Here is a 12,949-nt window from a genome sequence, read left to right on the forward strand (position 1 = left end):
CGACGAAATAATCAGCAAAGCTCGGCGTGGTGAATTTATCTGTCATGAGGATGACTCCTTGGAGTGGGATAATCATCAATATACCATATATATCATATAGTTACAAGCTATTTCAGGGTAAATTACCGTGCAAAGGTCTTATAGTAGTTTACTTCACGATCAGATTATTCCTTACGGATTTTACCCCTCCGACACCCCTTGCTATTTGATCCGCTTTGTTTAAGGCATCCTGAGAATTCACAAAGCCGCTCAGTTGGACGGTGCCCTTGCGAGTTTCAACGCTGATTTGAAATGACTTGAGAAAATCATCATTTGCAAGTAGTGATTTTACCTTCGTCGTGATGACCGAGTCATCAACGAATTCACCTGTACTTTCCTATTTGGGTGAAGATGCACAGGCCACAAAGGTGGTTATTAGCATAAGCATGAGCAAATAACTGATAAAAACATTTCTTTTTTTCATAGTGGTCATCCTCCTTGTAATAAATTTGGTGGTGAATGTGTATGGCATTGCTCACATCCTGTTATGTTTAATCCCTTCTCAGGCTCTGGAGATATCGCAGCAAGCCATCTACAGTACGATACCAGAAGCACTGACTCATGTCTGTCACAGAATTAACAATTATTTTGTAGTATTCTCATTAATAAGCATATCGTCTTTTTTGCGACAAGGATTTGTAACCTATCAATTCTGCGAGAAAATCACCGGAAATCCCAGAAGGACATGTTATTCTTTCATGGATCTTCTGTATTCTTTCAGAACCTTTTTCATCCACTCGTCACAGCGTAATTCTTCCCCTTCTTTTGTCCTGACCATGTATGGTTGATCTGTCTGAAGACTTTTGGTGGCAGCAAATTGGATAAAATCTTCGGGGGTTGCAATCTGGTTCTTGAAATACTGACGCTTAGTTTTCATGTGAGATGAGGCCTGCTTACCAGTGTAAGATTGACCATTCCGAATAAAGATATAATCGGATTTTGCAACAAAAGCCAGCAGGTACTCAATTGTCTCGTTTGTATTTTCCCAGGATCTCGTATTTTCAGCAAGGACCATGGTAGAAGCAAGAATAATTAATATGACCGCAATGATTAGTTGTCTCTTCATATTCTTTTCTCTGTTAACTCCAGTTTACAGGACATCAGCGCCACTCGACAGCGCCGAATTTAGTATCGCCGAGTAAGGTGTAAACGAGGCTGAATGTCCCCGCTGTCTGGCGACTGTCGGCCCGGTCAGAATAGTGCGCATCCCGACCCGATGCCATGTAATGGATTCCGAGAGCATGGCGGCCGTAGATGCGAACTGTGAGCCCCATGTTCAGGCGGCCGATGGTCTCATTTCCTCCTGTCTCGGTGGAGCCCATGCCGCTGATATAGTACCCGCGAGCCGTCGCGTCAAGCATGGCCTTGTCGTCAAGGATGAGACGGAGCGCAAGGAGTCCCTGCGGAGCGATGCCGTAGTGGTAGTCCCGTTCTCCTGATCCGGAGATGTTGCCGGCTGCGCCGTAGCCAACGCCGCCAAGTGCCGAGCCCTGGAGCGCCACCTTTTGAGTGAGCCACCATTGAAAGGTAGTGCCGAGAGAGGCGGACGTGCTTGAGACACGGAAGATTTGCGGCGATATATAATCATAGCCGCCGTAAAGTCCCCATACGCCTCTATAGGATTCGCCTGCTTCATATTTCTTTCCAAAGAGTAGACCACGAATCATGACATCCTCGAGGAGGTTGTCCGGATTGCTGGTAGCCATGGCCTCAAAGTGGAAGTAATCAAAGGGGCGCGTATAGTCATAGCCCGGCTTCCCGGGAAGCCCATAGGCCATGGAGAAGTCCATAGTCCCCTCTGTCCCGCCGACGGGGCTCAGACTGCCCTGGTCTTTCACGCGGTCGGTAAAAAAAGCACCGAATCTCAAGCGCCAGAAAGTGGCCGGATTATGGCTTGGGAAGACAGGCGTGAAACGTTCACCGAAGACAAGGCGGTTAAAGCCGGTAGGGGGCGATATCAGTGTAGCGCCCAGCTCACGCCAGAACCCCGGGTTTTCGCAGCCGCTCTCGAGCAGCAGGCTGGCTATCCGGAAAAGCGGCTCCCCGAAAAAGGCTCCTGCAATACCGCTGGCGATCTGGTCATTGATGGAGGGCGACGTTGTCTCACCACCCATTTCCCAAAGAAAACTGCCCGCGAAGGTATAGGCGGACGACTCCCAGAAATTGAGCCCGGCCGATCGCGCGAATCCGTAGTAGATGGACCCCTGGTACGGATGCAATAGCTGATTTACCTTGAAGGCGTCCTGGTCGAACCCCCATGGGCCATGGTCGACGTGGTCCCGGAAGGTGGACCAGGTCACGCTGTAGACTTTTTTCCCATCCTGTTCCTCATTGGGGCTGGCAATCCGGTTGTACCCATTGAGGGCCAGAATGAAGGCCGGGATTTCGAGGGCCGGGATTAGGTAGCTCTTGCCAGCCCCTGTATCCCAATTCAAGACTGGTGTCTGCATCTTGGGCTTGTACTTCAACCATCCTTTCTTGGCCATAGCGATATTTATGTTCCTATTAGGGGTTATATCGGAAAGCTCAATCATGCCCGATGTCAGTATATTGTCATATCCTGTTTTTGACGAAATGAGGATGTAGTTTCCCGGTGATGGAACGACCACCGAATAGTTACCCGACGCATCAGTAATACCCGTTCCTGCCAACATACCGGTACTCACATCGCTTATTGTGATGATCACCCCTTCAATGCCCCTGTTATTTGAGGAATCCCTTATGGAACCCGCAATACTGCCTTGGGCAAAGGCCCAACTGTTCACAGCTATCAATCCGCACGCGAAGATCATCGCAATAATTGTTTTGAATACTATTTTATGGCGTTTCATGATTTTATTCCCTCCCTATAAAACGGCATCCGGAAAACAATTAAAATTGCATTTGGATTTGGAGCAAACCTAACAATATAGAGTAATCCCCAGGGCTTGCTAAATTAGCTGAAATAAATTCTTGTTATTCTGGTAATTCCCTTCAAAACCGGTAACTGAACCCGCCCATAAATACATCGGTGTCACGGCTGTAGTCGGTAATTATCCGGCTAAAGGCAGCGCGTATCGCGAAGCATGGATGAAACCGGTAAGCAGCCATGAAACTGAGGTCTCCAGCTATTGTAGTTCTCTGTCCATCATCACCGCTGTATTTGTCACGAGCAAAATAAGGACCGGCGCCGATGCCAAGAACCAGATGATCGTTGAAGAAATCCCGTACAGCCCATAGTTGAGTGTTAACACCCCAGCGGCCGATGGGGCGGGTATCACCTTCATTGAGCCAGGCGACCGTCCAGTCCATATAGCGGAAAAGCTTGCGCCGGTATTCGACGCTCATGGCAGTGTCCTTCTCCCCCCTAGTGCTGTTCAGGACCGTTTGGCCAAGCAAAAGGGTGATTTCATTGTCAGTCTTCCACGCACTCTGGGCTGGTTTGGGCTGTGAGGGCTTGGCATCAAGCAGATAGCCGATCCCGAAGGTAGCCGATAGGGTGTCGAAGCTATGTTGGGTCGCAATGTAGTTGAGACGCACCTGGAGCAAAAAAGGGCTTAGCCCCAGCCATGTGGCGGTCGCGCTGGAGATGATCCCAAAGCCGTGGGCGTCCTCGTAGATATCTCTCACAGCGGTGACCTTTGTATCGGCATACGCAAAGGGCCCGACGCCAAGGGCTAAGGACAAACGTGGATCAAGTATTGTTGTACGCCCCCAAATTTGGGCAGCAAGGCCATCGCGATAGTGGTTCGGTTGGTGACCCTCGTTTATATAGGAAAAGCTAAATGCGGTGTGTTCTCCGAGGGCCTGCCGGTAAGTGACCGACCACTGCATTGCTGCAGTGCCTGTTTTGACGTCCTGCGTAACCCCGGCGTTGACATAAACCTCCTGAGCCATGGCGGGGTGCGCCAGAATGACAAACAGTAGTGCAAAAATAATCTTCTTCATGTCCACCTCTTAAAATATTTTAGGGTAGGATGAATCATCGAGGCTTCTCCTGCTGTCCGGGCCCGACTTGAGACTTATCCTTCTGACCAGGCCTTGCCGGAGCAACACTATCAGATTTTACAGCAGCATCATCCTTCTGTTCCGTTTTTGCAGCGGGCTTGTCTTTCTCACTCGGTTTTACGGGCGTAGCCTGTTTAGGTGGTTGTTGTTCGGGTTTTGCCGGTGTTACGTGTTCCGGTTGTTGAACCGGTTTCACAGGTGCCACATGCTCAGGGATTACAATTTTTTTGGGCTGACCCGGTTGTGCCGGTGCTGTGTGCTGAGGCACGACAACCTGACCGGGACGTTCCTTCTGACCCTGTTTTACAGGTGTCGCATGTTCGGGTATGACAACCTGGCCTATCTGACCCTGTTTTGCCGGTGCTACATGTTCGGGCACCACGGCCTGACCCGGATGTTCGGGTTGTGCCGGTGCTGTGTGCTGAGGCACGACAACCTGTCTCGCTTGACCTGGCTTTGCCGGTGCCACGTGCTGAGGCACAACGACCTGACCGGGAGGCCCGGCTTGGCTCGATCTTGCCGGTAATACGTGTTCAGGTATTACAACCGTAGCTGTTTGACCCGGTTGTGCCGGTGCTGTGTGCTGAGGCACGACAACCTGACCTGGACGTTCCTTCTGACCCTGTTTTACCGGAGTCGCATGTTCGGGTATGACAACCTTGCCTATCTGACCAGGTCTTGCCAGTGCCGTGTGTTCTGGCACCACAGTTTGACTCGGGTGTTCAGGTTGTGCCGGTGCTGTGTGCTGAGGCACTACAACCTGTCTCTTTTGACCTGGCCTTGCCAGCGCCACATACTGAGGTACAACAACCTGAGCAGGCTGGACTTTGGAGGTTCCCCTTCCGGCACCTTTAATCTCCCTCTGCTGGAACTTTATTTCCGATTTGGGCTGATTCACTTGATTGGCTGGTACGATATAGTTCGTGGTCTTAGGGGGTTCAATCCGGGCCTCACGGTTAACCTTGCCCTCCCCGATTCTCTTTACCTGTTGTTGGACCACGCCAGCATTTTCTTTCTTGCTACTCTGAATTGTTGCCTCATTCTGCTTGATTCGATTTACCACGGTATTGTGAGGCTTTTCCTTCACCGTGGCGTTGGTATAGTTAAACCGCTGTTTGTTTGTCGTGTAATTGTTCATCACGGTGTTATTGATGACCGGAGCTGCACGGTAGTTGTTGATGATGGTATTGGAGTTTATATTGGTCGCTCTTACATTCCTGTAATTGTTCACACGGTAAAAATCGTTCTGAGGGACCACGATGGCACGGTTTGCATAAGCATAATTCCGGATATTAATGTTTAATTGCACAAGATTGACATTGGTTACGACCACCTCATGAGGACCTCCCCAGTTGCGGTGACTGTAATAGGTCTCGCGCGGCGCCAGAGGCACCCACCCCACATAAACTCCACTGTGAATCCATGAAACTCTTCCGGGACTCCAGAATAAGCCAATGTCGAGAAGAGGAAGACCGACGCGCATGCTCACCACAGGCGGAGCCCAATACCAGTGATTCCGGGTGTAAATCCAGTTGCCGTAATGGTGGGTAACATAACCGAAGGGTTCTTCCGGAATCCATGTTTGATCCCCGTCCCAATCAGTCCAGCGCCCTGCTGTGAAGGGCGACCATCCCGCACTCACGGTCGTAGGCCGCCAGAACCTGCGATCTCTGCCCTCATAGGGAATATTCTCCCATCTCCCGTTCTCTTCAAGGACATATGCTTCAGGTTGGAGGCCTGGTGGAAGATATCCGACCGATTTCCCTCCCATCCTGGCCTTTGATGCCCAGAAGTTTTCCCGGGTATTATTCCATGCATCCCAGTTGGGATCAATACCGCCACCCTCTGAAGTTACCTGGTTCTGGTCGGCAAGGATTGAAGGGTTCCCTGGAGATATTTCATACCTGGAATTGGTTGCAGCGTGTACAAAGGTAATCTTTCCTTTTACTGACACAGCTTCCGCAGAGTTTTCGCCCACATAGAAATCAAAAATCGCTCCGGGATAGGCCAGGACATACCCGAAGGGGCTTGTTGTTTTGATGACTGTATCGGATCCTTTGTTATAGAAACGGGCCATGCCCGAAGCTACATCCATTTCGGCCACATCCGTGTCAAGGGCAATAAACTGAATCTGAGTGTTGTCTCCAATCCTGATCCAGGTCCCGTTGGGGACAACAAGCTCGGCCATGCCCTCATTTCCCGTGTAAAGGGTATCCCCTGTACTAAAAGGTGCATCCCTAACTGCAGCTACCCAGTCTTTCTCCTCGGGAACATAACGGAGCAGATCTCCTTCGATAGTATATATGCGACCAACCACTACTGCCGGTGCATCTGCGGCCAGAGCTGAAGGAACTATCGCCACGATTGCAAAAAACAAACAGATCATCAATTCAACCCATCTCTTCATTATTTCTCCTCTTCTAATAACTCTGCCGGTTTCTTATGTTGACTAAAACATTGCATTTAGTGAAAAATCTTTACAAGTCCCTTGGCTGATTGCCCCATGGTAGTTCATTTCTCAGGCCATAACATAGAAACCTTAAAGACAGAGCCGTGGCTCTGTCTTTAAGGTCCTCAATCATCATGTGACTACCATGCTCCATTTCTGGAAAGATAACAGTCTGTGGGATTGTTCACTTCACGGCCAGATTATTCATGACGGATTTGACCCCACCGACGCCCCTTGCTATTTGGTCCGCTTTGTTAACAGCGTTTTGAGAATCAACAAAGCCGCTTAGTTGGACAACACCCTTGCGAGTTTCAACGCTGATCTTGAATGACTTAAGAAAGTCATCGTTTGCAAGTAATGTTTTTATTTTCGTCGTGATAACCGAGTCGTCAACGAATTCACCCGTACTTTCCTGTTTAGGTGTCGATGCGCAGGCAACAAAGGTGGCGATCAGCATAAGCATGACCAGATAACTGATAAGGATATTTCTTTTTTTCATAGCGGTGCTCCTCCTTGTGATAAGTTTGGTGGTAAATTTGTATAACATTGCCACATCCTGTTATGTTCAATCCCTTCTCCGGTCTTGGAGATATCGCAGCAAGTCCATTACATAAAGATCATGCTCCTGAATGGGACTAATGCTCTGTCTTTCTTTCTGTGAGAACAAAGGTTTTAACCGGGCGATTCCACGATCACAACAAGCCTTTATCAATTGCACCAGGAAAACCATATACAGTACGATACCAGAAGCACTTATTCCTGTCTGTCGCAGAACCAACAATTATGTTGTCATCTTTTTTGTGACAGAGTTATGGTTTGAATTCATTTAAAATTTCGCATTGATAACTAAAGCCGCAAAGATAAAGTAAATTACAACCGCCAGAGGCGGTGACATGCTAAAGGAATCGTTGGTCATACTTTGAAAACCGTAGACAAGATTATTAATGATATAAGGCCTTTGAATAATCTCCTTTACGAAAGGGGCTCATTTACGGTTCTTCAAACCATCAATAAGCTGTCCCAGGAGTTTGAGCTGTTCCTGCTGAATTGCGATTAGTTCGCTCCACTGTTTCTCTCTGAGTCCATCTACTTTATCGTGGAGCATCATTATTTCGAGTTCTGACTTTAGATTTACCTCATAGTCGTGTTCGGCAGCCAGGCGATCCCTATGGGCTTGCCTGTTCTGGGACATCAGTATTACCGGTGCCTGAATAGCAGCCAACATTGACAGGACAAGATTTAAGAGAATATAAGGATAAGGATCGAAAGTGGTGTTAAATTTGAGAAGAAGGAACCAGTTGAGCGCAATCCAAAGGAAAAGTACGGTCCCGAACAGTGAGATGAAGATCCAGGAGCCGCCGAAAGCCGCTACACGATCCGCGAGTTGCTGGCCAAATGTCAATTGGTCGGCAAACTCTTGAGACGTGTTCCTTGCAATATGAGTCCTTGAGGCAAGGTGGCGTGCAACATTCCTTTCTTGTTCGCCTAAGTCTTCGCATTTCGAGTGAAACAGTTGTTCCGCGATCTCGTGTTCCTTCTGGCTCGCTTTCTCGGCTTGTTTTACCTTTTTCACATTCTCAGAAATTGGCTTATTTTGCTCATTTGATTTTCTCAATATTCCCTCCATTAATTTACAACAGCCGCTCGTGAAATGGCTGTGTCTCTGTTTTCATTTATAACATTGTATTGTGAATTCATACAAGTTCCGCAGCTTTTCAGGAAGCCATAGCCCTCATTACTCTCACCTACCGGATTCCGGGTGAGGGCATAACATTGCTATAAATAAGGGCACGAAAACTTTTACCTACAGCACGCTTCAGTGCGTCCCTCAGGTCTTGCCCCCAGCTTTGTGTAGACTCCGTGATAGGCATGGCGTGGAGATCTTCTATCGGTTTGATATTGAGCAAAGGAATAGGCACGGACGTAGCTCCATTGATTCCGTTAGCGGCATCTTCTTACAAAGTTTATGGGACGATTTAACAATGTAATAGTACAAGTGTACTCCATCGTTTTTTCTATCATCAAAATAATACAATCTTTAGAAAACCCCTCATAACATAATGATGCACACCTGCCTGACATCACTTTCATCCTAAATGTTTTGGGTATTCCCCTCGCTGATAAATGAAATACGCTGCCAGGGATCTACTTGCTCTGTTAATTAGTTTCTCGTCCGGAATTTCCGGATGGACACTAATTAGAGAAGCGGAGAAGAGATGGGGGGATTCCTCTTCTCCGCTGATGAAATAGGACCCGATGGGTGTCCTTTCCGAACAATAGGGGAACTGGTTTCATTTCTTAAATTCCCTTTACAGTGTTATATCTGTTCAGGCAATTCATATCCGACAGAGGAGCTGCCTTCATGATATGTTTTCCATATCTGTACAACGCAAAATACAGAAATTACTGTATAACAGAAAGCCTCTAATGTCTGTCGCAGAATCAACAATTATGCTGTAATCTTTTTTGCTACAGGGATTGAAGAGGATATGGTGGCCTGCCTGCTATGGAAAAATAAGAGAAAGATGAGGAATTATTTCGAGAGTTCACCGAGAAGCAAAAAAGTGAAGGCGTAGAGGCGTTGTCTTCTCTAAATTCTTTCCAAATATCAATTTTCCCCTCAAGGGTTCCCTCTGCCCCCCCCGAACGGCTGATTGCACCTTTATACTCAAGACAAAAGTGTGAACCACTCAAGAAACAGAGGCTGGCCCAAAACATTATGGATACATCTTGCCTCATGTGTCTTGACTACTTCGGATTTAAGCACTATATTCAAGTTCCGGGAGGTAACTAATCATGTTTAAAAAGATCCTTTTCCCCACCGATTTTTCCGATGTGGCCAGGAAGGCTATGGAATATATCACCCAACTTAAGGGCGCAGGGGCGCAGGAAGTCATCGCCCTCCATGTAATTGACGAAAAGGAATTAACCGTCCTCTCCTCCAGGGCTCCCGACCAGTACCTCCGGATAATGGAGACTCTTGACAAGGAGGTGTCGTCGGAGATGACTGCCGTCGAGACAGCTTTAACGTCGGAGGGATTCCGTGTAAGACTGGAAGTAAGGACGGGCAATCCCTTCAAGGTGATAATGGATACGGCCGCGAAGGAAAAGGCCTCAATCATCGTGCTGGGTTCCCATGGCCGCTCAAACATAGCAGAAATGCTTATGGGCTCTGTCTCTGAAAATGTTATCAGGCATGCCGGCGTGCCGTTGCTTGTCATCAGTAGGGAGACGTAACCATAGGTAGGGAAGCAGTTTGGCATACATGGAGCCCGCAATAGCAATATTAGAGTAGAGGTGCCCGCAGGATAGCCTTTTTTCCTCTGATGTTTACTTAATATTGATAAAACTATGAAATCATTAACCGCTAATTATTTAAAATCACTCTGGAAAAAGACCCTTGCTGTTTTTTCCTTCATAACGTTTATTCTTCTTTGCATCATTCCCTTTGTTTATGCACAGAAAACAGGCCTGACGGCGTCCGCACATGTATCTGTTACATCTCTTATGCTTAGTTCTGAAAAGATAAAGGAAAAAATTAAAGAAATAGAAGGCGACAAAGAGTTGGAACAGGGACTGAGAAACAAGCTCCTCAGTCAATATCGACAGGCCAATAATTCACTTGAGATGGCAGCGGCCTATGAATCTTATACGCTCTTCTATTTACAATCACTGAAGTCGGCCCCCGTAGAAGAAGAAAAAATAAACCGCCTTCTGCAGAAAATGGATGCAAAACCAAAGGTCATTTCGAAAAATGGTCATCCCTCTTGTGCTTCAAAAACCGGAGCCTCAGGTCAGCCTACTTGATTTTGGAGAGAATTCACTGACTTTTACAGTCTTTGCTTTTGCAAAACAATTGTCAGATCGTCTCACTATTATTCATGAACTTCATATAGACATTGAGAAATCTCTGCGTGAGCAGGGGATAACTATCCCTGTGCCTCAGCGCGATATTCATATACGGTCGCATGTGCAGAAACCTTAAACAGACAGATTTTTATGAATCTGAAAAATGGAGATTTTTTTGGACATTATAATACCGTCGATCTTTTTCGATCTTCTTCCAGAAAATATGCAAACTCCCCACCCACAACAAGAATCGTCGAAGAATAATAGACCCACAAAACTAAAATGGCAAGGGTACTTAATGAACCATAAAAAAAGGAGTACCTGGCAAGATGGACAACATACCAGGTGAAAAGATGTTTGGCTATTTCCCAGAGCAGGCCGGTAAAGAATGCTGCCTGAAGGGAGGACTTGAAGTGAACCTTTTTATTTGGGATTATTTTGTAAATCAAAAAAAACATGCCGACAGTGAGGAAAAAGGGGAGCAGGTATTTCAGAATCCATTGAATCGTCGGTCCTATCGCTACCGAAATCTGTCCCTGGTAACTCTGTAAGAAGGTGACAGCGGAGCTAAGAATCATGCTTACAAGAAGAAGGGTTCCCGCCAGATAAATCATCAGAAGATCAATGCCGATTCCACGCAAAATTCCCCCACTCTTCTCAACGCGAAAAACGATATTAAGAGCGATCCGTAAAGAACCAAAGACAAATGTGGAAAACCAGAGTAAACTTACAAATCCCAGGATTCCCACAATCTGACGGTTCTGGATAACGTCGATAAGTTTTTTCATAATATCTGGATCCAATGCTGGAATCACATACCTGAAATAAGCGCGAATATGATTCAGCACTTCCTGCGCATTGTAAAGATAAGCTCCAGCCAATGCCAGCAGCACCACGATAAAAGGAATCAAGTTGACGAGAATATTAAAAGCAATCCCCGAAGATAAGAAAAAGCCATTATCTCCATTGAATTTCTTTAAAGCCTGCCAGATGAGACCAAAGTTCATGAAAATCTTTTTGAATTGTTTGAATCTCATCGAATCTATTCATCCTGCGAGAAAATCACCACTGTGTATGGCCCTATACTTATTTCACCTGAACAGGGCAATTCATTGGATTCTTCTTCATTCGCTTCGACGTCAGGTGCAGGATGATTGTAGAAGTTTGGGTCATAGTTGTAGGAGTCACTGTTAAATCGTGTTTTCCATAATCCTTTCCTTGAAAGACCGATGATATAAGCATCGCGGCTTTGATTCGTCATATTAACCACCATAACCACGCTGTCGTTTGCACCTTTTTCATCCCAGCTATTGAAGGTTCCTATCAAGTAAACATTTTCGGCATGTGGCGCCCATACACGAAAGGTAACACCATTTGTATGGGGAATAGCCCCCATACCGGAATGTTTTACCATTGTGGGAACTTTTTCTGTCATTTTCTCCTCTTTATTCGAATCATTTCCCGCTTTATTCTGACAGTAATTTCCCTATGTGGATCCTGGAGAGGGAACCTATAAGCCCAAAAACACTCAGGAGCCAAAGCACAACGACAATGACCACAACAGCGTTCAGGATCGATTTAATGGAGCCCGCCATTGGTATAAATCGGTTGATGAGCCAGAGAATAACACCAACCACGACCAGGGTTACTACTACTTGAATTAAAGGCATGATTTAATATACCTCCCTATTCTATTTTCTATTTTGTTTGTCTGGCCTTCCTGAAGAATTTTGCTGACTTTATCGGCCTGTCTCTTGTCGGTAATATATTCTTCCTTTTTTATTTCAAAAATCTGTATTTTGTATGGAGCTGCCAAATCATACCATTGGCTGATTCGTTTCTCAAAGCGTTGCCCGGCAGGAGTCTTAAGCGTATCCAGGTATGCCAGAATTGCAAAATAATAGCACACAGCGTTACGCTCGACTCCCCCGCTCAGACCATTCGTATAAATAGGGCTACCATCACTATTCATACCTATTACACTGAAACCTGGTTTGCTGCCCCCGAATATTTTCATAATATAATATCCTATGGTGCTGTATGCAAAATAATGCTGTAAATGAATAAAGGTTTTGTCTTTGTCAAGCGGCACTGCCTCAAATTTAAATTGGTGTTCCTTTGTATTAAAGGGACCTTCTTTTGCAGCAAGTGAAATATCAAAATATCCGGGTTGCGACTTGGTGACGCGATATTCTGATTTCATTTGATATGCGTCATCAAGAGATTCGGAGAATTTATCGAAGTTATATGTATTGAGCAGCCATGTATTGTTTACTTTCTTGTAATAACATGCTCTCACATAAATATGCGGCAAAACAATATCGCACCAGTTAGTTGGAACCCGAAGCACATTCTGTACGATGGTAAATGAATGTTCAACAATACCGTAGATATCGACATGGGATGCATTCTGTTCTACAGACGATTCTAAATAGACCGGGATGCCAAAAGAACTTTTCTCCAGCTTTGTTTCAATCTGATGGTACTTATCGATAAGTGATTCACGTCCTGCAGACAATGAATCATTGCCATATAAAATATTGCACCATCGGGTAAATAATAAAATTGAAATTACCAGGAAAAAACATACGACAAAAGTCCTGCGCATATGCTATCTCCTCCGTT

12 protein-coding genes and 1 pseudogene are annotated in these 12,949 nt (G+C 46.1%); 2 read left to right on the top strand and 11 right to left on the bottom strand.

Annotation, left to right across the window (positions count from 1 at the left end; translation table 11 throughout):
- Positions 1-148: 148 nt before the first annotated feature.
- The 7 genes and pseudogenes from NT010_11735 to NT010_11765 all read right to left on the bottom strand — a co-directional run bounded on the left by NT010_11735 (position 149) and on the right by NT010_11765 (position 8,000).
- Positions 149-463 (bottom strand): annotated as a pseudogene (locus tag NT010_11735) (BON domain-containing protein).
- A gap of 264 nt (positions 464-727) precedes the next feature.
- Entirely contained in the window at positions 728-1,105 is a 378-nt protein-coding gene (locus tag NT010_11740) for a DUF5329 family protein (protein MCX5806713.1), read from the bottom strand.
- Positions 1,106-1,139: 34 nt separating this feature from the next.
- Complete coding sequence (locus NT010_11745; protein ID MCX5806714.1) at positions 1,140-2,870, bottom strand: DUF3943 domain-containing protein; 1,731 nt, start codon at positions 2,868-2,870, stop codon at positions 1,140-1,142.
- Positions 2,871-3,012: 142 nt separating this feature from the next.
- A complete protein-coding gene (locus tag NT010_11750; protein ID MCX5806715.1) occupies positions 3,013-3,966 on the bottom strand; it encodes a hypothetical protein in 954 nt (317 codons plus the stop codon).
- Positions 3,967-4,000: 34 nt separating this feature from the next.
- Entirely contained in the window at positions 4,001-6,433 is a 2,433-nt protein-coding gene (locus NT010_11755) for a hypothetical protein (GenBank protein ID MCX5806716.1), read from the bottom strand.
- Positions 6,434-6,659: 226 nt separating this feature from the next.
- On the bottom strand, positions 6,660-6,974 hold the full coding sequence (locus NT010_11760) for a BON domain-containing protein (protein MCX5806717.1): 315 nt from the start codon (positions 6,972-6,974) through the stop codon (positions 6,660-6,662).
- 486 nt (positions 6,975-7,460) lie between these two features.
- Positions 7,461-8,000 carry a DUF1003 domain-containing protein gene (locus tag NT010_11765; GenBank protein ID MCX5806718.1) on the bottom strand — a complete coding sequence of 180 codons (540 nt, stop codon included), beginning with the start codon at positions 7,998-8,000 and terminating at the stop codon, positions 7,461-7,463.
- Between the two features lie 1,271 nt (positions 8,001-9,271).
- On the opposite strand from NT010_11765, the gene NT010_11770 reads away from it, so the two are divergent.
- Together NT010_11770 and NT010_11775 are read left to right on the top strand one after the other, a co-directional pair.
- On the top strand, positions 9,272-9,712 hold the full coding sequence (locus NT010_11770; protein ID MCX5806719.1) for a universal stress protein: 441 nt from the start codon (positions 9,272-9,274) through the stop codon (positions 9,710-9,712).
- Positions 9,713-9,826: 114 nt separating this feature from the next.
- Positions 9,827-10,282 carry a hypothetical protein gene (locus NT010_11775; GenBank protein ID MCX5806720.1) on the top strand — a complete coding sequence of 152 codons (456 nt, stop codon included), beginning with the start codon at positions 9,827-9,829 and terminating at the stop codon, positions 10,280-10,282.
- 224 nt (positions 10,283-10,506) lie between these two features.
- Here NT010_11775 and NT010_11780 read toward each other — a convergent pair whose 3' ends face one another.
- Genes NT010_11780 through NT010_11795 form a run of 4 tightly spaced genes read right to left on the bottom strand, consistent with a single transcriptional unit; the run spans position 10,507 to position 12,932 of the window.
- Positions 10,507-11,361, bottom strand: coding sequence for a YihY/virulence factor BrkB family protein (locus NT010_11780; GenBank protein ID MCX5806721.1), 855 nt, complete (start codon positions 11,359-11,361; stop codon positions 10,507-10,509).
- Positions 11,362-11,366: 5 nt separating this feature from the next.
- The gene (locus NT010_11785) at positions 11,367-11,759 is read right to left on the bottom strand and encodes an alpha amylase C-terminal domain-containing protein (protein ID MCX5806722.1); all 393 of its coding nucleotides are present in this window, start codon (positions 11,757-11,759) and stop codon (positions 11,367-11,369) included.
- Between the two features lie 31 nt (positions 11,760-11,790).
- The gene (locus NT010_11790) at positions 11,791-11,994 is read right to left on the bottom strand and encodes a hypothetical protein (protein MCX5806723.1); all 204 of its coding nucleotides are present in this window, start codon (positions 11,992-11,994) and stop codon (positions 11,791-11,793) included.
- Positions 11,985-12,932: a hypothetical protein gene (locus NT010_11795; protein MCX5806724.1), complete on the bottom strand. Its 948-nt coding sequence runs from the start codon at positions 12,930-12,932 to the stop codon at positions 11,985-11,987. Before NT010_11795 ends, NT010_11790 begins: the two co-directional genes overlap by 10 nt.
- Between the last annotated feature and the right edge of the window lie 17 nt (positions 12,933-12,949).

The sequence above is a fragment of the Pseudomonadota bacterium genome (assembly GCA_026388275.1).
GTDB lineage: Bacteria > Desulfobacterota > Syntrophorhabdia > Syntrophorhabdales > Syntrophorhabdaceae > JAPLKB01.